We start from the raw sequence: 22,037 nt of genomic DNA on the forward strand, positions 1-22,037 counted from the left end.
TCGCTTTAGCTGGCGCGTATAAGAACCTTGCCGCCGTCGCTAGCTTGAACGACCTCTCAATTTGGCGGCCGTCGCCCGATGATGGACGCCGCCGCTATTAACAAGCTCTGCGGAACTAGTTGACCTAGTCCGGCCGAACCGCGGTGATTGATCGTTGGTCGCTTAGCTGTTCAACTATTGGAGCGAATTGTTCGAGAGACGGTCTCGGACGCGCTTGCATTATGAGGAGGACGCATGGTGGGGGATCTGCCTCCAGCTCCGGGGGAGGGGCCGACCACCGGCCCGCCGTCAAGCTCGATGCATTGGGCACCAGCTTTTCCCACGCAGCCACCGCCGCGTCCAAAGGCATGGCCGGCGGTGGTTTTGGCGGCGATTGCCGTCGCGCTCGGCATCGCAGCGCTTGTTGTCGCCTTGACCCGGCCTACGAGCAGTCAGTCGACGGCGTCCTCAACCACATCGACAACCCCCTCGTACACCGCGGACCAAACCGCAGCCGCACGCAAACAGCTTTGCGATGCATACAAGCTAGCCGCACATGCAGTGCAGATCGACACAAACGGAGCGAGCCCGGAGCGGGCGAACATTGCCACTGTGAACGGTGCAGTAATGCTCGAACAAGCTGTTAATTCAGCGCCTGCGATCGCGCCGAGTGATCGCGCCGCGGCCCTAACGCTTGCCGAGGCCTATAGCAACGCGGTCGCGGTGTCTAGTACCGCTGGGGGCGACGATCCGGCATGGCGAGCGGCAATCAATGACGTCATCGCCAAAGACGCTCCACTGAGGCAGTTGTGCGGTGGGGGATGACCGGCGCGCGGCACATCGCAACGCGCGCTGATCACCTGGAACAAAGGTCAGTACCAGATCGCCCGACACCAGGATCGAGTGCGGTGCCTCACAAGGACGATAGTTTTCGTACAGAGAATACGGCGCATTGAGATTCGTCAGCATTGCGTTCGTACCCAGCGGATGGCTGCCAGGTGGATTCTAGGTTGGTTAGCTGGAGGTCAAGTCCAGGGACGTGGTGTATGACGTCGGCGTGTGATTCTTCGACTTTGGTGATTCAGGCGGTCAATGCCGCTGGGGTGGCCTCCTGTTCTGGGGTGGTGTTGGTGGTGAGGCGGGATTTACCGAGGACGTCGAGGCCAAGTTAGCGGCGTGATTCGGCCCATTCGTCGTGTAGTTCGGCGAGCACGGCGCCGACGAGGCGGATCAGGGCGTCGCGATCGGGGAAGATCCCGACGACGTCGGTGCGGCGTCGGATTTCTTTGTTGAGCCGTTCTTGGGGGTTGTTGGACCAGATCTGGCGCGAGATTTGTTTGGGGAACGCGGTGAATGCCAGCAGATCCGGGCGGGCGTTCTCCAGATGATCAGGCGACCTTGGGTAGCTTGTCGGCAAGCGCATCGACAATCCGATCATGTTGGGCGGCAACGGAATCTGCGTCAGGCTGGCCGTAGACCGAATGCAGCAGGGTGCGTACCCACGGCCAGGATGACTTCGGGTCACGGCCATCAGGTTGGTCGTCTAATGCGTTCTGCACCGCTGCCAGGACGCCCCGGGCAGAGTCGCCCCGATGGCTGCCAGCAGCCCTGCGTGGCATCGCTGGTGACCAGCGCAACCCCCGACAGCCCTCGGGCGGCCAGCGACCGCAAAAACGTCAACCAACCGGCGCCGTCCTCTGCGGTGGTGACATCGATGCCCAGGATTTCGCGGTAGCCCTCGGCGTTGACTCCGACCGCGATCAGGGCGTGCACGTTGACCACCCGGCCGGCCTCGCGGACCTTGAGGACCAGGGCATCGGCGGCCATGAACGTATACGGGCCGGCATCGAGCGGCCGGGTCCGGAATGCCTCGACCGCGGTGTCGAGTTCCTTGGCCATCACCGACACCCGCGACTTCGACAACGACGTGATGCCCAGCGTCTCGACGAGCTTGTCCATCCGCCGTGTCGACACCCCGAGCAGATAGCAGGTGGCCACCACCGTAGTCAGTGCCCGCTCGGCTCGTTTGCGGCGTTCCAGCAGCCAGTCCGGAAAATACGAGGCGTGCCGCACCTTGGGGATAGCAAGTTCCAATGAACCTGCGCGAGTGTCGAATTGGTGATGGCGATAGCCATTGCGTTGGTTAGTGCGTTCGGCGCTGCGTTGGCCAAAATGCCGCGCCGCCTTGCGCGTCGGCCTCCGCACCCATCAGCGTGTGGATAAACGTCGCCAGCAGTTCGCGCAAGACATCGGGGTGGGTGGCAGTGAGTCGTTCAGTCAACAGCTGCGGCAAGTCGATATCGTGGGCAGTGGTCATCGCGTTGATTCCTTAACTCGAGCGACTTTGGACGGTCCCTCGAAGAATCACGCGATGACCTTCATTCATTCGGCTACGACACGCCGGGCATCTTGATCAGACCCGACTCGTACACCACTCCGCTGGACGCAACCGGCGGCTGATCTCTGCGGCGTCTGTCGTCGGTTGACGCATCGAGCGACTTTCAGATGAGGAAGAATCGCGGCGCGCGGTGAATTGCCTGCCGTCCGGTTGGCTGCTCCACTGTTGGAGAAGGCAAAGGCGCCATGACAACTTGCAAGCTGCCGCAGGAGCTTCCGGACCAAAAGGAGGACGTATGATGGGAGACCTGCCCTTGGGCCATGGTGAAGGGCCGTCAAGCCCGCCGCCCGCTGGAGGTTGGCCGCCACCGCATTTCTCGCAACCAGTATCTCGCCCACGCCCATGGTTAGCGATGGCACTAGCCCTAACGGCGGCAATAGCCGTCGCAGCCATGGTGTTAGCACTGACCCGGCCCACGGCTTCGAAATCAGTCGCTACCACAACTACGCCGACTTATAGTGCGGCGGAGACTGGCGCAGCACAGAAAATACTTTGCGACACGTACAAGCTGGTAGCGCGAGCGGTGGAAGTGGACACCAGCGGTAACGATAAGGCACTGGCCCGTATCGCGGATACGAACGGTGCCGTGATGCTCAATATGGCGTCGACGGCTCCTACTCTTGATACCAACCATCGAGAGGCTGCCCGCGCCTTGGCAATTGCCTACGGGACAGTTACTGCCATGGGCAATAGCGCGGTCGCCACCGACGCAGATTATCGAGCTGCTCTCGATGACGTTATCGCCAAGGACGCTGCAATGAAAAAGGTATGCGGTGGCGGTTGATCTTCCACCTGGTACGTGGACAGCCGCGCTGATCGGGCCCTGGTGGCCAGCACCGTCGACAGGTTTACGCGCCGGCGCTCAACACTGGAGCCAAGAGTGCGCGGAGCAGCAACTGTATTCGCAGAACTTGCGCACCCAATGGACGGCCTTTGCTGCAAATAATAAGGGACATACGGCAGACGATCTTATAACCAGATTCCAGCAAGGGGAAAAGCTCCACCTGGATCTTGCCGAAAAGTACCAAACGAAGGCATCGGCATTTAATGCCGGCGCCGACGCCATCGACTATCTGCGAAGTCGCTTGTCGGACATAGCAAATACGGGCAACAAAGAAATCAATGACATCCTGGCGTCAAAAAAGCCGCCTCCGGAGAAGTTGGCAGAAGTACAAGCTATTCAGACTCGCTGCAACGCCGACGCCGCGAATGCCAGTCGGGACGCGGCCGACAAGATGATGGCAGCTACGCAAAAGATTCTCGATGCTGAAGGCATTGGTGGTAACGCCCGGAGCTGGGCGCAGGCAAACGGGTTCGATGTTGGCGATGCCAAGCCGCCGAGCCCAATCAGTCAGCATGACCTGGATCCTTCGCCGGGGAGATCAGAACCGGTGTTCGGCGGCAAGGGGCTCGGCAACCCCCCGCACGGAGGCGGCGGTGCCCAGGCGGCGCCAGCGGTGTTTGGTGGCGAAGGAAGTGGTGGCGGAGGAGGCGGTGGTCAAGCCCCCGGTGGAGGCGCGGCGCCCCAACCGGTGTTCGGTGGGGTCGGCGGGAACGGTGGTCAGGTAACTGGCGGACCACAAGCCCCGCTTGCGCCGGGCGTCCAGATGCCCGGCGGTGGCGGAACCGTATCGCCGGGCATGCCAGGCGTTCATGGCGGTGGAATGCCGATTTCACCGGCCAGTCTTGGGCAAGGCGGCCAGCCCGGGTTAGGGCAAGCCTTCACGTCCGGCTTAGCGACCGGGCAGGCGACAGGCCCTGGGGGGCAAGCGTTTACGGCGGGGCCTCTGCAAGCGATGGAGGCCGGGGGACCCCAGACCCCTCAGGCAACGCCGGCAGTCATGCCGACCGTACCCAGCGCGGGAGCATTCATCCCGACAGGCACTCCGGTTGATGCACCCCCCGCCGCGTCTCCCGCGCCGGCCGCCACCGGCGGAGGCGCCTCAGTCGCGCCGGTGATGACCAGCGGTGCATGGTCATCGCCCGCACCGACACTCGGTGGCGGACCTTCCATTCCATCAGGATCGTTGCCCGCCTATGGTTCCGACCTGCGTCCGCCCGTGGTCGCGCCCCCATCCGTGCCTTCTGCGCCGGCCGGTCCCGTGTCGGGTGCACCGGTAGCTTCTTCGCCGGCATCGTCCCCATCCGCCGGCGGACCGCTTGTCTCCCCCGTGGAGCGGACGGGGTCCGCTGCCGCAGCGGGCCAAGCCGGCGCGGGATCGTCGACCATAGCCGGAGCATCGGCAGCATCCGCGGCAGCAGGCGCGACCGCCGGCACGGTGTCCGCCAGGACGGCCGAACAACAGCGGCTGCAGCGTCTTGTCGACGCGGTGGCCCGTCAGGAGCCGCGGCTGTCGTGGGCGGCGGGACTGCGCGACGACGGCACCACGACGCTGCTGGTCACCGACCTCGCCGGCGGATGGATTCCACCGCACGTCCGGTTGCCCGCCCACGTAACCCTGCTTGAGCCGGCAACACGACGGCATGACGCCAACGTGGTGGATTTGCTCGGCGCCATCACGGTCGCAGCGGCCCATCACGCCAACACGTATGTCGGCGAACCTGGTCCCGACGAGCCCGCGCTCAGCGGTGATCGGCCTGCCCGTTCTGCGGCACCTGAAGTCGACGAGCTCGGGCCCACCCTGGTTGATGCGGTGCGCCGCCGGGACGGGCTACCCCGAATCGCGCAGGCGGTCGCGGCACCTGCGGTGCGAAAAACGGGTGTCCTCGAGAGCGAATCCGAGCTGTTGCGCGAATGCGTCGCTGAAATTCAGCACTCGGTGCTGACTGCATATCCCAATCACGACACAGAAGCTGTCGGGGATTGGATGCTTTTGGCAGCTATCGAGGCGCTGATCGACGGGCATGGTTATCTCGCGAATTATCATCTGGCGTGGTTTGACGCGATCAGTCACCGGGGCGGTTCGTAGTTGCCCCCAGTTGTTGGGTGAATAGCGTTACCGGCGTTTTGTGCCAAAATTGTCGTACTGGCGCTCGACCGCGCGAAGGGTGCGCATCAAGCGTTCGGCATTGCAAACCGGGGTGGAGGTGAGATCGCGGTCATGGGTGGAGGCATCAGTCACGATCCGATGAGTACCGGCTGGCTAGCCGACGGAGTTCCATTTCCCCCACCGAAGCCGGGCCCCGGTCACCCACCCGACCAATCTCCCGCCGGCGGCGGCGGTGGCGGTGCACTAACCGGAGCCGGCAATGCGGGCGTCCCCAAAGATGCGGCCGACGCCGCTGCCGCAGACGCCGACCGTCGCGCCCACGCCGCCGACGCCGCGGCGAAGTTCCCAGCGAACGAGGCCAACAGCCAGCAGGACATGCAGATGATCCAGCAGATGCTGCAGAGCGTCACGGGTGCGCTCGGCGGCGCGATCGGTGGCGTCATGGGGCCGATGACACAGCTTCCGCAACAGGCGATGCAGGCCGGTCAGAGTGCACTCCAGCCGCTGATGAGCGCGGTGCAGGGCGGTGCCCACGGGGCCGGGCTTGTCAACGACGCGCATCTGGTCGACAGCGTCGGCAGTGGCGGCGGTTCCGGACTGGGCGCCGGCTCCGGCGGCGGCGGTGCAGGCCTCGGCGGTGGTGGCACGACTCCGGCCAGCTCACTGGGCCCGCCGCCCGTACCCTCGTCGTCCCCGCCGACCACCCCGGCAGGCGCCAAGGCGCCGATGATGCCCCCAACCGGTGGCATGCCCGCCATGCCCGGGCAATCCGGCATGACCGGTATGCCGATGATGCCGCCGGGCGCCATGAGCGCCGGGGGCGAAGGCGGCAAGAAAGACAGCCCGGTCGAGAAGCGGGTGGTGGCCCCGAGTGTGCCCAACGGCCAACCGATCAAGGGCCGCTTGACGATTCCGCCGAGCGCCCCGGGCAGCAAATCCGGCGAGGCGAAGCCGACCGTCGTCACCAATAGGCCCAACCGCCGGATCGTTATCATGCCGTCCGAGGACGAGCCGAAAGAATAGCCAACGACTCTTCCCAGCCCGCCGAAACGTGAGTGGCCGGGGGGTTCGCCCGCCAGTATTGTCGCTACTTAATCGCGGCCGGGCCGATCCCAATGTGCGGGTCAAATTGGGTTGCTCGTTATTGACAGCGGAACTGTCGATACGTGCATGCTATTGGTACGTCTGCAGCGACCGCGGAATACGCGGCCAGGAGGGTGTGGGAGTACTAGCGCGAAGTGTCCGGCACGGATGCGGCGCCGCGAGGGCGCACAAATGGATCAGGGCGGGGAGGCCGGTGACCGATCCCCTAAAAGCGCAAGCGGTCACGGCGCTGTCTCGCGCCCACAACCTGTTCTCTGGAGCGACGAAGGACGACACCGTCGGTGACGCACCGGCCCGGACGCAGGCGCACGCCGAGGCGATAACGCACCGCTCGGACGGACTGCCCGACGCGGCGGCGAAACGATCGGGTGCCTCCGTAACGCAGTTGACGCGGCTGGCCCATGCGGACCGGGCGCTCGGACAGATCATCAGCGCGGCACGGGCCGATCACACGCACGGACGCGCGGCGACGCGGACGGTGCTGGACGCCGCCCTGACCGACACGGCACCTGCGGTCGATACGCCGCTGGGCCGACGCGAGGCGGTTGCGCGCATGGCGGCTCGGCTGCGGGCCCAACATCGGCATGTCGCCGGATCACGACGCCGGGCAAGGCTGCTCGGGCGCAGGCTGCGACGCTTGCACTACCTACGAGGGCGGTCGATGCACAGCAACCAGGCCAGCGGACGCCCGGCGGTACTGGCGGCGATCCGTAAAGCCCTGGACATCAAGGGCATTCACGACCCGGCGGCGCGCGCACGCTGGGAACGCGGCATGGACTTGGTGGCCCGCCGCGAATCCAACTACAACGCGAACGCGGTCAACGACTGGGATTCCAATGCCGCACGGGGCACACCGAGCAAGGGCGCGTGGCAGTTCATCGCGCCGACGTTTGCGGCCTACCACCAGCCGGCGACCTCGCGCGACATCCACGATCTGGTGGCGCAGGCGTGCGCGTTCATCAACTATGCGATGGGTCGCTACGGAGTGGCCGTCGACGCGTCGAATCTGGCTGATCGGATTCAGCAGGCCGATCCTCACCGAGCACCCAAGGGGTACTGAGCATGCCGCTGAGTTTGTCTAACCGCGACCAGAACTCTGGGCACCTATTCTACAACCGTCGGCTGCGCGCAGCGACCACCCGCTTCTCGGTGCGCATGAAACACGATGACCGCAAGCAAACCGCCGCGCTGGTGTTGTCGGTACTCCTGGTGGCCATCGCCTGCGGCTGGATGTTGCTGCTGAACGTCCTGAAACCGACTGGCATCGTGGGCGATTCGGCAATCATCGGCGACCGCGATTCCGGGGCGCTGTATGCCCGGATCGACGGCCGGCTCTACCCGGTGCTGAATCTGACGTCCGCGCGGCTGGCGACCGGCACGGCGAATCAGCCGACGTGGGTGAAACCCGCCGAGATAGCGAAGTATCCGACCGGGCCGCTGGTCGGCATCCCGGGTGCGCCGGCGGCGATGCCGGTCCATCGGGGTGCGACGTCGGCGTGGGCCGTGTGCGACACAGCAGGACGACCGCGCAGCTCCGAACGACCGGTGGTGACCTCGATCGCCGGCGTGCTCGACGGCTTCGACCGCGCCACACCGCTGAGCGACGACGCCGGGGTGCTGGTCACGTTCGAGGGCAACACCTTCGTGATCTGGGGCGGCAAACGCTCGCAGATCGATCCGACGAACAGGGCGATCACGTTGAGCCTGGGACTCGACCCGGGAGTCACACTGCCGGTAGAGATTTCGCGTGCCCTGTACGACGCGCTACCCGCGACCGAACCGCTCGGCGTGCCCGTCGTACCCCTGGCGGGCACGCCGTCGACCTGGGTGTCCGGCTCACAGGTCGGAGCGGTGTTGCAAGCCCAGACCGCCAGCGGCGGCAAGCAGTTCTACGTGCTGCTGTCCGACGGGATTCAGAAGGTCACCAGCTTCGTCGCCGACCTGTTGCGCAGCGCCAACTCCTACGGGTCGACGGCGCCCCGCGTTGTGACTCCCGACGTCTTGGTCAACATCCCCGAGGTGTCCTCGCTCGCGGTGGACTACTACCCGACCAAGCGCCTGGATTTCATTGATACCGCGGCCGATCCGACCACCTGCGTGGGGTGGCAGAAGGGGTCGACGGATCCGCAGGCGCGCGTCGTGGTCTACAACGGGCGCGGCCTTCCCACGCCGTCGTATATGGACAACCGCATCGTGCACCTGGTGCGTGACGACCGCGACCCGGCTTCGGTGGTCGCCAACCAGGTGCTGGTCTTGCCGGGCGCGGCGAACTTCGTGGCGTCGACCAGCGGCGTGGTGACTTCCGACTCCCGGGAATCGTTGTTCTGGGTGTCCGACAACGGGGTGCGGTTCGGCATCACCAACGATGACACGACGTTGCGCGCGCTCGGGCTCGACCCGGGGTCGGCGGTGCAGGCACCCTGGCCGCTGCTGCGGACCTTCGCAGCGGGCCCGGCACTGTCAAGGGAGGCAGCGCTTTTGGCGCGGGACACCATCCCGGCGCTCGGCAAGGTGGCTGTGGTGACGACATCGGCGAAGCCGGGAGGCTAGAGAATGTCCAAGAAAGCGTTCCCCATCAACCGCGTCAAGATCGAGCCGCCGAAACCGGTTCGGGTAGCACCGAGTGCGCCGATCGCATTGCCAGAGCGCGAGCCGCGCAACATCTGGGTGATGATCGGTGTGCCCGCGCTGATCGTCGCGCTCATCGGCACCATCGTCATGCTTTACGTTTCCGGCGTGCGCAGCCTGACCACCGGCTTCTTCCCCCTCATGGGCATCGGCGCCTTCAGCATGCTGGCCTTCTCGGGCCGCTTCGGCCGAGCCCGCAAGATCACATGGGGCGAAATGGAAAAGGGCCGCCGCCGCTATCTTCGTGACCTCGACGGCAACCGCGACGAGATCCAGACCGCCGTGTGTGCGCAACGCGAATGGCAGAACTCCGTGCACGCCGACCCCCGCGGGCTCGGCGCCATCATCGGCGGCCCGCGGATGTGGGAACGCGGGCGCGGCGACGCGGACTTCCTGGAGGTGCGGCTCGGCACCGGCGTGCAGCACGCGCCGGACTCGGTGCTATCGGTGACCTGGCCCGACATCGCCTCCGACGAGGAGCTCGAACCCGTCACCGGGCAGGCGCTTCGCGATTTCATCTTGGAGCAGCGCAAGATTCGCGACATCGCCAAGGTGGTCAACCTGCGCTCGGCGCCCGGATTCAGCTTCGTCGGAGAGGACCTGGACCGGCTCCGGTCGCTGATGCGCTCCGTGCTGTGCTCCCTCGCGGTCTTCCACAACCCGCGCGACGTCAAGCTGATGGTGGTGACGCGCAACCCCGAGGTGTGGTCGTGGATCGTTTGGCTGCCGCACAACTTGCATGACGAACTCTTCGACGCTTGCGGTTTTCGTCGCCTTATCTTCGCCACACCCGAGGAACTCGAAGAGACCCTCGGCGCCGAGCTGCACATGAAGGGAAAGCGCGGCGCCTGGACGCCGCTTGCTGCGGCCAGCCCCACGGCGATGGGCTCGACGCTGGAAACCGGCACGGACACTGTCGATTTGGGCCCGCACCTGGTGATCGTCGACGACAACACCGGCAGCCCCGACGCGTGGGAGAGTGTCGTCGGCCAGGTCGGTAAGGCGGGAATCACTTTGCTGCGCATCGCCTCTCGGATCGGCACCGGCGTCGGCTTCGCCGACGACCAGGTGTTCGACCTCAGCGAACGCCACAGCTCACCCAACAGCTCGGTCAACGGCCAAGTGACCCTGCACCGCAACGGGTCCGACGCCGACGGCGAAGACGACCGCCCCGCACCACTGCTGCGGGTCCGCAACAAGTTCTTCGCCCACGCCGACCAGCTCTCCGTACACCGCGCCTACCGCTACGCGCGGGCGATGGCCCGTTGGTCACCGACCAGTCGCAGCGAGATCGCCGAATCCATCAGCGGCGCAACCGAACTCCTGCGAGCTCTGGGCATCAACGACCCCCGCGAACTGGACGTCGACCGGCTGTGGGCCGAACGCCGCGGGCGCGGCGACGAGCGCTGGTGCGAGGTCCCGGTCGGCGCCAAACCCAACGGCGAGCTGCAGAACATCATCATCCGCGCCAAAGACTTCGGCGGCTTCGGGTTCCACTCGGTCGTCATCGGCACCAGTGGCTCGGGCAAGTCGGAGTTCTTCCTGTCGTTGGTCTACGGCATCGCGCTGACACACTCCCCGGAGACGTTCAACGTCATCTTCGTCGACATGAAGTTCGAGTCGGCGGCGCAGGACATCCTGGGCATTCCGCACGTGGTGGCCGCGCTGTCGAACCTCGGCAAGGACGAACGGCACCTGGCCGAGCGGATGCGCAGGGTCATCGACGGTGAGATCAAACAGCGCTACGAGCTGTTCACCTCGGTGGGTGCCCGTGACGCCAACGACTACGAGGAGATCCGGCTCGCTGGCCGCGATCTGCCGCCGGTGCCGGTTCTGCTCGTCATCGTCGACGAGTACCTGGAACTGTTCGCCAACCACGAGAAGTGGATCAATCTGATCATCCACATCGGCCAGGAAGGTCGCGGTGCCAACGTCTTCTTCATGCTGGGCGGGCAGCGGCTGGACCTGTCCTCGCTGCAAAAAGTCAAGTCCAACATCGCGTTTCGCATCGCGCTGCGCGCTGAGTCCGGTGACGACAGCCGCGAGGTGATCGGCTCGGACGCCGCCTACCACCTGCCGTCCAAAGAAAACGGTTTCGGTCTGCTCAAGGTTGGGCCGCGCGACCTCGAGCCGTTCCGCTGCTTCTACCTGTCCGCCCCGTTCGTGGTGCCGAAGACCAAGGAGGTCGCCACCACCGTCGACATGACGTTGACCAAGCCGCGGTTGTACAACTGGCAGTTCCAGCCGCTGGACGCCTCCGACGCCACGGCGCTGGAAGCCGCCGCGGCCGTCGACGCCGAGCCTGACGAATTCCTCTACTACGAAGACGGTTTCAAGCGGAAGAAGATCGTCGATGTGCTGCGGGAGTCGCTGCACGATGTGCCGCACCGCTCACCGCGCCGGCCGTGGCTCGAGCCGCTGGAGGAGCCCGAGTCCATCGACGCCCTCGTTGCCGGATACCGCGGCAAGCCCTGGCATGTTGACTATGGGCGCAACCCGGGCCTGATGTTCCCGGTGGGCGTCATGGACATCCCGGAAGAGTCCAAGCAGATCGTGCACGCGGTGGACGCGTTGCGCAGCAACGTGATTGTGGTGGGCGCCAAGCAGCGCGGCAAGACCACCACGCTGATGACACTGATGTGCTCGGCGGCAACGATGTACAACCCGTCGCGCGTGACGTTCTTCTGCATCGGCGGGGCGACCCTCGCCCAGGCCGCCTCGCTGCCGCATGTCACCGACATCGTGTCGCCAAAGGACGCCGAGGGCATCGAGCGGATCCTGAGCAGCATGGACGCCTTGATCGATGCCCGCGAGGATTCGTTCCGGCGCCTCAAGATCGACCTCGACGGCTTCCGCGAACGCCGGTTCGCCCCGGGCAGCGACGGCCTGGGCGGCACCGATGCCAACGACCCGTTCGGCGACGTCTTCGTGGTGGTCGATGACTACGACGATCTGTACTCGAAGGACACCGTGCTCGGTGACCGCATCATCTCGTTGAGCAGCCGCGGCCCCGAATACGGGGTGCACGTGATGTGCAGCGCCGGCGGCTGGATTCACGGGCAGCGGCAGAGCCTGCTGCAAAACGCCACGGCGCGAATCCAATTGCGGCTGGCCGATCCTAGCGAAAGCCAGATGGGCCACTCGTCGCTCGAATCGCGCGACGCGGCCCGGCGAACGCTGAACCGGCCCGGCTTCGGTCTGACCGACAGCCTGCACGAGCTGCGGGTGGGTGTGCCCGCGCTCACCGACCCCACCACCGGCGCGGTGGTCAGCATCATCGACGTCGGCGCCCGCATCGCGGACGTAGCCGGAGTGACCAAGCACGCCACCCTGCAGCGACTGCCGCAGCGGGTGGCGCTGAAGGCGATCCTGGACTACGAGGCCGCGCACCCCGCCGGTGACGACCTATCGATCAGCTTCGCCATCGGCGAGCGGCACGAACTGGGCCCCGTCCCCATCAAGCTGCGCGAGAGCCCCGGATTGATGATCTTGGGACGGCAGGGCTGCGGAAAAACCATGTCGCTGGTCGCCATTGGCGAGGCGATCATGAATCGGTTCAGCCCGGAAGAGGCTCAGCTGACGCTGATCGACCCCAAAACCGCACCGCACGGTCTGCGCGATCTGCACGGGCCCGGCTACGTGAGCGCGTACGCCTACGACCAGGACGAGATCGACGAGGTCGTCACCGCACTCGCGCAGCAGGTCCTGCTGCCCCGGTTGCCCCCGAAGGGCCTGAGCCAGGAGGAGTTACGCGCGCTCAAGCCGTGGGAGGGTCCGCGACACTTCGTGCTCATCGACGACATCCAGGACCTGCGCCCGGACCAGAGCTACCCGCCCAAGCCGCCGGTGGGCGCGGCGCTGTGGAAGCTGATGGAGCGTGCGCGGCAGATCGGCTTGCACGTCTTCACCACGCGCAACAGCGCGAACTGGGCGACGCTGCAAATGGATCCGTGGATGCGATTCCAGAACTCGGCGAAAGTGGCTCAGCTGTACATGGACAACGATCCGCAGAACCGGATCAACCGAAACGTCCGGGCCCAGACGCTGCCGCCGGGCCGTGGCCTGTTGGTCAGCGTCGACGGTGACGTCGAAGGCGTGCTGGTCGGACTGCCCTCATCGGTCACACCGCCGCAGCAGTAACCAGTTGCGGTTTGGGCGTTTTCACCGTCGGCGTGATGACCCGGCGGGGAGTGGGCTCGGCCACCAGAACCACCGACCCAACAGCGCCACGATGGACGGCACGATGAACGCCCGATGGCCGACGCATACGAGGTGACCACGGTCCCGACGACGACCAATCCCGCGACCGGGCTGCGCAACATGGCGGTGACGATCAGGAAGATGAGGACCAGCGCGCCGACCACCAACAGCTCGGTATCGCCGGCGACATAGCAGAGCTGCGAGCTGACCACCCGCGAGCTCGACGTGCTGACGCTGATCGGCCAGGGCCTGTCGAATACGGAGATCGCCAATCAACTGTGCATCTGGGGCGTCACGGTCAAGAGCGACATCGGGCGGATCTTCGGGAAGCTTGATCTGCGCGACCGCGCCGCCGCGATCGTCTACGCGTACGACAACGGCATCGTCGCGCCGCGCTGACGCCCTAGAGGGGCGCCGATTCCTCCGTCAGGTTCAGCAGCAGCAGGTAGGCCATGCACACCAGGAAGTTCAGCACCACCATGATCAGGCCAGCGAACATCAGCGAGCGGGCGCCGCGTTGCTTGAGCCGCTTGTAGCGGGCGGCACGCAATTCGCGGTCGAGCCGGATCGCGATCAACGCGAAGTTCACGTTCATCAGTTCGTGGGCGGCCAGCGGCGCGCCCTCCAGCATTTGCCGCAACCGCTCCGGTGCCGTTCGAACACCCACCCGTTCGAAACTGTGGCACAGACGTAGCGCCCGCCGTCGGCGGAGCGTTTCATATGGCAGCCGAAGCCGCCGCGCAAGTTGCCCTCGATCGTCCCCCCAGGGGTAAGACGGGGTCATCACAAGCGGGATTGTAGATCGCTCGGCGCCACTTTCGCGCTGTGAACACGAATTATGCTGTGAGATATCACTTCGACGCACCACCGCTCATTTGCTGGGATGTGGGCAACTCGAGGTAGCGCTCCAGGTTGCGATGCATGTTGATCACGCGCCGTTCCTCGCTGGACAACACCATGTGTGTGAAGCCGGGTTGATGCATACCGCGCTGCAGGCCGGGCAGCACCGCGATGTCTTGGGTGAGCACGATCCCTGGTCCGGAGCCCGGCTCGGCCGCATCGGCGGCCATGCGGACGTCCGCCGGCTTGGCGCGCGGCGCACCCGGGGGCATCCGCGTCATCAAGAACATAATCAGTTCGCCCTTGTCGGGGGAGGGGTCGGGGGCGGGTCGCGAGCACATGACGGTCAGGTGATCGGCGTTGGTCAACAGCGTCATGTTGGGAAACACGTTGTACTGGTGCAAGCGGGTCATCCGATCGGTATCAGCCCAGTCGAGATCGACACCGCGGCTCGCGGCGAAGGCACGGGTGCGGTCGGCGATCAGGTCGGCAACCGTCTGGCCGGGCCGGCGCTCCTCGGCGGGGAAGGGCGTGCCCTCGTCGGCGCCCATCAGGGCCCCCTGCGTGTAGACGTAGGCGTTCCAGACCTCTTCGTCGCTCAGCGCGCCGTCGAAACGGGGGCTTTGCACACCATAAGGTTGGTCCGATTTCCCGGCATGGCTCCAAATCCGTTGCGGCGCGTGGATATCGTCGACACAGCGCAGCAGTTCGGGATGCAGTGTCTGGATGTGGTAGGTCTCGCTGTATCCGTCGGCAATCGTCTTCCAGTTGGCGTCGACCTCGACGGTGAGCGTGGCGTAGCAGCGGAAATCCTCCAGGTGGCACCAGGCGATGTCGTCGGGCACCGCCTCCAGATACTCGGTCAACGACACCGCGCCCGAGTCGAGGTTGACGAAGACGAGCCCGGCCCAGGTGTCGACTCGAGCCGGTATCAGCGGAAAGTCGGACATCCGCAGCGAGCCGAAGCCCTTGCGGTCGGGCACCCGTTTGAGCGCCCCGGCCAGGTCCCAGGTCCACCCGTGATAGCCGCACTTGAGTTCGCGCAGGCCCGAGCCGGATCCGGTGCACAGCGAATTGCCGCGATGCCGGCAGACGTTCTGGAACGCGCGGAGCGCCCCGTCGTCGTCCCGGACGATCAGCACACCGTAAGGGCCGCAGCGGTATTCGAAATAGTCGCCGGGTGCGGCGACGTGGTCGACCATGCAGGCCAGTTGCCACACCCGAGGCCACATCCGCTGCATTTCGAGCGCGGCGAAGGCGGGGGAGTAGTAGCGCTCGGCGGGCACCAGCGTCGGGTTCTCCGGCGGGATGCCGATGGCATCCTCGTCGCGGGTCCGCGCCGGATTGCCGGCCGCTGTCGCCATCGGGGGAGTTCTCAGCGCGCTCCGCGGACCAGGCGTCCGGGGCGGGCGCCGGTGTCGACATCTTTGCGGCGGGTCACCGTTCCGCTGACGATGGTCGCGGCATAACCGCTGGCGCCCTGCAGGATTCGGTTCCCACCGGCGGGTAGGTCGAACGCCATTGCCGCCGGGTGCAGGGTCAGGGCATCCATGTCAATGACGTTGATGTCGGCCTTCTTGCCAGGCTCGAGGGTGCCGCGGTCGGTGAGCCCGAACAGGTGCGCGGTGTCGCGGGATTGCTTGCGGATCACGTACTCCAGCGACAGCTTCTCGCCCCGGTGCCGGTCCCGCGCCCAGTGGGTGAGCAGGAACGTCGGGTAGGACGCATCACAGATCATCCCGCAGTGGGCGCCGCCGTCGGAGAGTCCGAGCACGCCGGCCGGGTGCAGCATCATCTCGCGGATCGCGTCGTGGTTGCCGTCGGCGTAGTTGAACAACGGCAGCATCAGCATGTTGGTCGCGTTGGACTCCAGCATGAGGTCGTACAGCGTGGACAGCGGGTCCTCGCCGCGGGCCTTCGCGATAGCCGCGACGGTGCGGTCCGGCGTCGGCTCGTAGTCGGGCGGATTGCCGAGCGCAAAGAGCCTGCCGAGCGAGTGCTGCACCAGGGCGAACATCCCGTCGAACAACAAGCTGGGGTCGACGGGCAGGTCGTCCTCGGAAAGGATTGCGGCCTTCACCGCGGGTTCGGCGAGCCGCTGCGCGAGCTCGTCGCGGCCGCACTCGGCCTTGAGCCGGCGGTAGGTGGGCCGGTGGCTGAACCCGTGATGCCCTTGGAAGCCGATCATCATGCCGAATGGCCGCGCCGCGATCTGAGGGTGGAGGCGGGCGCCCGCCGCGTGCGCGTCCGCCGATAGGTCCAGCATCTCGCGCCACAGTTTCGGATCGGCGTCCACCTGAATCAGCGCGAAGGACACCGGCCGGTCGATCTCGGCGCTGAGCCGGCGCATCCAGTCGAGTTCTTTTTTGGGACCGATGATGTCCTCGCCGGCGGCCCCCTGCGGCGCCAGCTCGAACACCGCCTGACCGCCGGCCGCCATGGCGCGGCCGAGGCCGAACAGCTCCTCTTCGGCCGCGAAGGTGCCGGGGACGGGTTGGCCGTCCATTGCGCGGTGGCCCATCGTGCGCGACGTGGAGAAGCCGAGCGCGCCGGCCTCGATCGCCTCACGAACCAGCCGGCCCATCGCCTCGATGTCCTCGGGGGTGGCCGGCTCGTTGCGGGCCCCGCGCTCGCCCATCGCGTAGGCGCGGACGGCGCCGTGCGCGACCTGGCTGCCCACGTCGACGGAGAACTTCTGCTTGCCGACCGCGTCGAGGTATTCGGGGTAGGTCTCCCAGCCCCAGGTGATGCCTTCGGTCAGCGCGGTGCCGGGGATGTCCTCGACGCCCTCCATCAGCTCGATCAGCCACTGCTCGCTGCCGGGCCGCACCGGCGCGAACCCGACGCCGCAGTTTCCGGTCACGATCGTGGTCACGCCGTGCCCGCTGGACGGCTCCAGCAGGCTGTCCCAGCTGACCTGGCCGTCGTAGTGGGTGTGGATGTCGACGAAGCCGGGGGCCACCACATGCCCTGTGGCGTCGATGGTTTCGGCCGCCGCCCCGCTCATCGCCGGGCCGTCGGCGGTGCGGCGCACGACGTCGACGATCTTGCCGTCCTTGATGCCGATGTCGGCCGAGTAGCGTTCGGCGCCCGTGCCGTCGACGACGGTTCCACCGATGATCTTGAGGTCGAACATGAGGCTCCTCTTCGCCGCCGTGGGCTGTCTCTGGAGGGCTGAGCCGTGAAGCGCGCAGCATTTCGCTACGGTAGGTAGCGTAACTCTTGGCGCGGCGAAGGCAATAGCCTCAGCCGAATTGGACCGGCCTACAGGGAGCTCTTCAGAGCGGCGACGGTTTCCAGATCGTCCAGCGCCGCGACACCTCGGCGCAGGCCTTCCATCGCGATGTCTTCGACCTGCATTCCGCCCATGCCGGTGGTGATCAGCGGGGCGACGTAGGCGTAGAGCGCGCCTTGGCGGAACCGCAGCCACAGGTCGTCGCGATCCAGGTCGGGGCCGCCGGACGCGACCAGCGCCCGCCGGTAGTCGTCGAGGAGTTCGCGCTGGTTGGCCCGCCGGTCCTCCGGGGTCAGGCTGGTGATCAGCGTGTAGGCCAGTTCGCGGGAGGGATGCCCCCGGCGCACCGCCTGCCAGTCCAGCAGCCCGGCCTTGCCGCCGTGGAAGTACATGTTCCCCGGGTGAGCGTCACCGTGCATGACGGTGTGCGGGGGAGCGTCGATGAGTGCGGCGACGGCACGGTAGTTGTCGGCGATGAATCTGCCGTTGTCCACCGGGAGCGTCGTGCGTTCGGCGAGCCGCTTGATCGAGGTGTGCATCAACGAACCGGTCAACAGCGACGTGACATCGCCGGACGGGGTGTACAGCCAGCCCATCGGGCCGCGTCCGTCGCGCGGCAGCCGGCCCCAGAAGGTGGCGTGCAGCTCGGCCAGCAGCTCGATGATCAAACTGGCCTGGTCGGCGGACAGCGGGTGCAGGGTGTCCGGAAACTCGCACGACTCGGCCGGCAGGTCCTCCAGGACCAGCAGGTAGCGGCCGGTCGAAGCGTCGAATGCCGCGCCGTAGCAATAGGGGACGCCGATGACCTGCGGCGCGAGCTCACGATAGAACCGCACCTCGGTTTGTCCGAGGCGTCCGAGCTCGCCCATCAGCCGGGTGGCGGCGGTCTGTGCCGCGACCTTGACGAACACCGAATCGGGGACGTTCTTGCCGGTCAGGACCAGCCGGCCGCGCGAGGACGTGCCCGCGTCTCTGCTCAGGACGCGGATCGACCGAACGGTGGTGCCCATGACCCGAGACAGGACCGCCCGGTCGATGTCTTCGACCGTCCGCGGCAGGCCGAACCGGCCGCCTACCACCGCGTCGGTGGCCACCCGGCCCGCGCCGCGGCCCAGGTGGGCTGCCAGGCCGAGGATAGAGAACGCTTGTCCCACAGGATTTTTCATGACCATCCATCCTGATTTGCCGGCGGGCCGTGGTGCTGCGCTTTAACACCGGTGGCTCCGGGCGAAACCAATAGACCGTCTGGACATCAGACAATATACGATTATTGTCTGATCTGTGGCACCAGCGCCCTCACCACGAACTGCTCGACGAATTCTCGCTTGTCCGCAGCGGGGCGATATCGCCACGACGGAGCCAGTAAAAACAGGGTTGTGGTGTGCAGCCACTGGACGATCGACCGGAAATCGACGTCGGCATAGAGCAACCCCGCCGCTTTCCACCGGGTCAGCAACGGTCCGTAATGCCGCATCAGCAGCTCCACGATGGGTGCCGAACCCTTCTCGAGCGCCGAGGCCACCGCGGTGCTCTCGGTGGCGAACAACGCTTCGTTTAGTGCGTTGCCGTCCACCGACTCCACCCGGGCCAGCACCAGCTCGGGCAGCGATCGCACCGGGTCGTCGGGGGCGGGCAGCGAGCGCACCAACTCGGAGATCGCGCTGTCCACACGCGTCAGCATCAGGCCCAGCAGGACATCGTCGCGGGCGGGGAAGTACCGGTACACCGTCGACCGTGACACCCCCGCCTCGTCGGCCACCTCGCCCATCCGGAACTGGGTGTTGCCGCGCCGGACGATGCAGCGGCCCGCGGCGTCCAGGATTCGGCTGCGGGCCTCCTCGTCGTCGAGGATCGCGCGGTCGTCGCCCCACCGCCGGCTCGGTTCCATGGCGGCGATGTTACGGGATGCGTTGTGCTGCTTTGTTATCTGACGTGAGCAGAATCCGGAACGGTCCGCCTCGCTTTTGAATCCGATTGCAGCGCAGAGATTTAGCCAGCCAGAAAAGGCGATCGATGGGGTACTCCGCCGCGGACGAATCCTTCACCCACCAGCTTCCGACGACGTTCGACCAGGTGCACAATTCGGACCCCACGTGGTCGGATCGGTGCTACTTCTTCGCCGCCTCGCCGGACGGCACCATGCTGCTGGCCAGCGGCTACGGCAATAATCCCAACACCGCCAGCGGGCTGGGCTACGTCAAGGTCAGCCTCGCCGACGGCCGGCACTGGGATCTGTTGTCCGGGCGCCCGGTCAGCGGCGACGACCGCGGAGACCTGAGCGCCGGGCCGATGCGCTGGACCTGCGTCGAGCCCCTGAAGAAGTGGCGATTGGACGTCGAGCCCAACAACTCCGGAATCGAGTGGGAGCTGTATTACGAACCCACGGCGCCGATGTGGGAGCTGTTGCCGATGAAGGTGCATGGCAAGGACGGCGAATTGCTCGCCGACATGTACCACATGAAGGAGCCGGGGCGGTGGAGCGGATGGGTGCAGATCGACGGGGAGCGCATCAGCGTCGACGGCTTCCATGGCGGTCGCGACCGCACCTTCGGGGTGCGGGTCTCCGACAAGATCGACTTCTGGCTGTGGCTCGACGCCGGTTTCGGCGACCACGCCATCGAGGCCTGGATCATCGAATCATCGGACGGCACGGTCAATTACGTCGACGGCGGCATTACCCACGCCGACGGCACCTTGTCGAAACGATTCGTCAAGATCGAGCACGAGGTCGAATTCGACGGCGACCGCAAGCGGCCCACCCGCGCGGTGCTCGTCTTCACCGATGAGGACGGCCGGGCCCATCGGGTGATCGCTGAGGCGTCCCATCTGGAGGTCAACGCCTACTACGGCCTGCCGATGGCGCACTGCCAATACGAGGACCTGGGTGGTGGCGGGTACTTCATCCATTTCACTTGGGACAGTCGCGATCCCGAGCAACTCGCCGAGACGGAGGGTAAATCGATGGCACTCGACCAGCTGATGCGTTTCGAGAACGACGGCGAAACTGGTTGGGGCATCTTCGAATTGCTGCTCGGCGGACAGGGCTATCGCCGCTACCCCAACTGGACGGCGATGGATATGTCCGCATTCACCCAGGACAAAACCCCGGTCGCCCGGCTGCCCGCGGACGGCGAGACGGTCGGCCAATGACACTGAGCGCCGAGCTGGAACAACGGCTGAGCGGATGGTTGCGCACGCAGGTGCCGGGCGCCGACGACGTGCGCCTCGAGGGCATCGATCGGGTGAGCTTCGGACACTCGGCAGAGATGATGACGCTGGGCGTGGTCACCCGGCGCGGCGGTCGTGACGATCGCCAAGACGTCGTGTTGAGGCTGCGCCCCCGGCCGCCCGCGCTGCTAGAGCCCTACGACCTCGCGCGGCAGTTCACGATCCTGCGCGCCCTGGCCGATACACCGGTTCGCGTCCCGCGTGCGCTGTGGCTCGAGCCGACCGGTGACGTCCTCGGCAGACCGTTCTACGTGATGGATCGGGTCGGCGGCGACGTCTACGAGATGGAACCGCCGGCCGGCGCCACCGAGCAGGCGGTGGTGCGGATGTGCCAGAGCCTGGTCGAACAGCTGGCCGCCATCCACGCCGTCGACCTCGGCCGCACCGGGCTGGACACCCTCGACGACGGCGCCGACCACCTCGACCGAGAACTCGGGCACTGGGCTGCGGAGATGAACCGGGTCAAGCGCGGCCCCCTGCCCGCCCTGGAGCGGCTGCATCGCGAACTGGTCGCCGGCAAGCCGGCGCCGTGCCCCAAGGTCACGCTGGTGCACGGCGACGCGAAACCGGGCAACTTCGCGTTCACCGGCGGCGAGGTCAGCGCGGTCTTCGATTGGGAGATGACGACTATCGGCGACCCGCTCACCGACATCGGCTGGCTGGAAATGCTGTGGATGCAGCCGGTCGGGATCAACAGCCACCCCGCCGCCCTGTCCATCGATGCCCTGCTCGCGCATTACGAGTCGGTCAGCGGCATCACGGTCACGAACCGGCCCTGGTACCGGGCGTTCAACGCCTTCAAGATGGCCGTCATCTGCCTTATCGGCGCGATGCTGGTGGAGGACGGCCACAGCGACGATCAGAAACTCGTGCTGGCTGCCTACGGCACCTCGCTGTTGACCGGCGCCGGACTCAGCGACCTCGGTATCGACGAATCCCTCGACGACGGTCCAGTCCTGCCGCGCGAGGAACGGATCCAGCAGGTGCTGGCGCAGTCGGGCTGATCAGGCGCTATAGCCGGGGCCGGTCAAACCGCTCCAGGTCAACGTGACGCGGGTGCCCTGCGCCGTGCGGTCGATGGCGACGTCGTCGGCCAGTGCCTCCATCAGCGGGATGCCGCGGCCGCGCATCTGCCGCTGGTAGTGCACCGGCTTCTTCTGCCGCCACCGGCCGCGGTCGTCGACGGTCACCGCCAAGGTGTCCGAATCGCTGTCGTAGGCCGCTCGCACGTCGACCGTCCCGCGCTCCGCGGCGTCGACGTAAGCGAATTCCGCGGCATTGGCGATCGCCTCGTTCACCGCCAGCAGCAGGTCGTTGAAGCGGTCGTCGTCAAGTGAGAAATACCGTCCGAGCCACACCCTGAACTCGGCGCGGGTCCGCGCAGCGCTGCGCGCGTCGGCGGCCACCCGCGTCCGCACGAAGCGGGATCGATCATCGATGCTCGACACGTTCTGCTGCTGATCAGAGCGACCCA

19 protein-coding genes and 2 pseudogenes are annotated in these 22,037 nt (G+C 66.2%); 10 read left to right on the forward strand and 11 right to left on the reverse strand.

Going from position 1 to position 22,037, the window contains the following annotated elements:
• The first annotated feature begins 234 nt into the window (after window positions 1–234).
• A complete protein-coding gene (locus B8W69_RS32265; RefSeq protein WP_085290988.1) occupies window positions 235–804 on the forward strand; it encodes a hypothetical protein in 570 nt (189 codons plus the stop codon).
• A 343-nt stretch (window positions 805–1,147) separates the two neighbouring features.
• On the opposite strand, the gene B8W69_RS31805 is transcribed toward B8W69_RS32265, so the two are convergent.
• From B8W69_RS31805 to B8W69_RS31815, 3 genes are all read right to left on the reverse strand, one after another.
• The gene (locus tag B8W69_RS31805; protein WP_281255234.1) at window positions 1,148–1,402 is read right to left on the reverse strand and encodes a transposase; all 255 of its coding nucleotides are present in this window, start codon (window positions 1,400–1,402) and stop codon (window positions 1,148–1,150) included.
• Window positions 1,403–1,509: 107 nt separating this feature from the next.
• Window positions 1,510–2,184: an IS256 family transposase gene (locus tag B8W69_RS31810; RefSeq protein WP_281255235.1), complete on the reverse strand. Its 675-nt coding sequence runs from the start codon at window positions 2,182–2,184 to the stop codon at window positions 1,510–1,512.
• Window positions 2,123–2,296 (reverse strand): hypothetical protein, encoded by a 174-nt coding sequence (locus B8W69_RS31815; protein ID WP_281255236.1) that lies wholly within the window; start codon window positions 2,294–2,296, stop codon window positions 2,123–2,125. Before B8W69_RS31815 ends, B8W69_RS31810 begins: the two co-directional genes overlap by 62 nt.
• A gap of 316 nt (window positions 2,297–2,612) precedes the next feature.
• Here B8W69_RS31815 and B8W69_RS17050 point away from each other — a divergent pair, with 316 nt between their 5' ends.
• On the forward strand, window positions 2,613–3,161 hold the full coding sequence (locus tag B8W69_RS17050) for a hypothetical protein (RefSeq protein ID WP_085290989.1): 549 nt from the start codon (window positions 2,613–2,615) through the stop codon (window positions 3,159–3,161).
• Between the two features lie 598 nt (window positions 3,162–3,759).
• Here B8W69_RS17050 and B8W69_RS31455 read toward each other — a convergent pair.
• A complete protein-coding gene (locus tag B8W69_RS31455) occupies window positions 3,760–4,032 on the reverse strand; it encodes a hypothetical protein (RefSeq protein WP_085290991.1) in 273 nt (90 codons plus the stop codon).
• Window positions 4,033–4,656: 624 nt separating this feature from the next.
• Between B8W69_RS31455 and B8W69_RS31460 the strand changes: the two genes are divergently transcribed.
• The 5 genes from B8W69_RS31460 (at window position 4,657) to eccCa (ending at window position 13,200) form a co-directional block, all read left to right on the forward strand.
• Complete coding sequence (locus B8W69_RS31460; RefSeq protein ID WP_245843282.1) at window positions 4,657–5,307, forward strand: DUF5631 domain-containing protein; 651 nt, start codon at window positions 4,657–4,659, stop codon at window positions 5,305–5,307.
• A 159-nt stretch (window positions 5,308–5,466) separates the two neighbouring features.
• Window positions 5,467–6,351: a hypothetical protein gene (locus B8W69_RS17070; RefSeq protein ID WP_110881975.1), complete on the forward strand. Its 885-nt coding sequence runs from the start codon at window positions 5,467–5,469 to the stop codon at window positions 6,349–6,351.
• A 274-nt stretch (window positions 6,352–6,625) separates the two neighbouring features.
• Entirely contained in the window at window positions 6,626–7,492 is an 867-nt protein-coding gene (locus B8W69_RS17075) for a transglycosylase SLT domain-containing protein (RefSeq protein ID WP_085290994.1), read from the forward strand.
• A gap of 2 nt (window positions 7,493–7,494) precedes the next feature.
• A complete protein-coding gene (gene eccB, locus B8W69_RS17080; protein WP_085290995.1) occupies window positions 7,495–8,982 on the forward strand; it encodes a type VII secretion protein EccB in 1,488 nt (495 codons plus the stop codon).
• 3 nt (window positions 8,983–8,985) lie between these two features.
• Window positions 8,986–13,200 carry a type VII secretion protein EccCa gene (eccCa, locus tag B8W69_RS17085; RefSeq protein ID WP_085290996.1) on the forward strand — a complete coding sequence of 1,405 codons (4,215 nt, stop codon included), beginning with the start codon at window positions 8,986–8,988 and terminating at the stop codon, window positions 13,198–13,200.
• 104 nt (window positions 13,201–13,304) lie between these two features.
• On the opposite strand, the pseudogene B8W69_RS32270 reads toward eccCa, so the two are convergent.
• A pseudogene (locus B8W69_RS32270) lies at window positions 13,305–13,454 on the reverse strand (MMPL family transporter); the annotation flags it as partial.
• Window positions 13,455–13,461: 7 nt separating this feature from the next.
• Here B8W69_RS32270 and B8W69_RS17095 point away from each other — a divergent pair.
• Window positions 13,462–13,659: pseudogene (locus B8W69_RS17095) on the forward strand (response regulator transcription factor); the annotation flags it as partial.
• A 4-nt stretch (window positions 13,660–13,663) separates the two neighbouring features.
• Here B8W69_RS17095 and B8W69_RS17100 read toward each other — a convergent pair.
• The 5 genes from B8W69_RS17100 to B8W69_RS17120 all read right to left on the reverse strand — a co-directional run bounded on the left by B8W69_RS17100 (window position 13,664) and on the right by B8W69_RS17120 (window position 19,223).
• Entirely contained in the window at window positions 13,664–13,927 is a 264-nt protein-coding gene (locus tag B8W69_RS17100) for a hypothetical protein (protein ID WP_165762634.1), read from the reverse strand.
• 184 nt (window positions 13,928–14,111) lie between these two features.
• Entirely contained in the window at window positions 14,112–15,464 is a 1,353-nt protein-coding gene (locus tag B8W69_RS17105; RefSeq protein WP_085290998.1) for an aromatic ring-hydroxylating oxygenase subunit alpha, read from the reverse strand.
• Between the two features lie 11 nt (window positions 15,465–15,475).
• A complete protein-coding gene (locus B8W69_RS17110; RefSeq protein WP_085290999.1) occupies window positions 15,476–17,236 on the reverse strand; it encodes an N-acyl-D-amino-acid deacylase family protein in 1,761 nt (586 codons plus the stop codon).
• A 128-nt stretch (window positions 17,237–17,364) separates the two neighbouring features.
• Window positions 17,365–18,501, reverse strand: a complete 1,137-nt coding sequence (locus B8W69_RS17115; RefSeq protein ID WP_181447427.1) for a phosphotransferase — start codon at window positions 18,499–18,501, stop codon at window positions 17,365–17,367.
• A gap of 101 nt (window positions 18,502–18,602) precedes the next feature.
• The gene (locus tag B8W69_RS17120; RefSeq protein WP_085291001.1) at window positions 18,603–19,223 is read right to left on the reverse strand and encodes a TetR/AcrR family transcriptional regulator; all 621 of its coding nucleotides are present in this window, start codon (window positions 19,221–19,223) and stop codon (window positions 18,603–18,605) included.
• 125 nt (window positions 19,224–19,348) lie between these two features.
• Here B8W69_RS17120 and B8W69_RS17125 point away from each other — a divergent pair, with 125 nt between their 5' ends.
• Together B8W69_RS17125 and B8W69_RS17130 are read left to right on the forward strand one after the other, a co-directional pair.
• Entirely contained in the window at window positions 19,349–20,485 is a 1,137-nt protein-coding gene (locus B8W69_RS17125) for an Rv3169 family protein (RefSeq protein ID WP_085291002.1), read from the forward strand.
• The gene (locus tag B8W69_RS17130) at window positions 20,482–21,567 is read left to right on the forward strand and encodes a phosphotransferase family protein (protein WP_085291003.1); all 1,086 of its coding nucleotides are present in this window, start codon (window positions 20,482–20,484) and stop codon (window positions 21,565–21,567) included. The genes B8W69_RS17125 and B8W69_RS17130 overlap by 4 nt, the downstream gene beginning before the upstream one ends.
• Here the strand turns inward: B8W69_RS17130 and B8W69_RS17135 are convergent, their stop codons facing one another.
• Window positions 21,568–22,011 carry an ATP-binding protein gene (locus tag B8W69_RS17135; protein WP_085291083.1) on the reverse strand — a complete coding sequence of 148 codons (444 nt, stop codon included), beginning with the start codon at window positions 22,009–22,011 and terminating at the stop codon, window positions 21,568–21,570.
• Window positions 22,012–22,037: the final 26 nt, after the last annotated feature.

The organism is Mycolicibacterium vulneris, from assembly GCF_002104765.1.
Classification (GTDB): Bacteria; Actinomycetota; Actinomycetes; order Mycobacteriales; family Mycobacteriaceae; genus Mycobacterium; species Mycobacterium vulneris.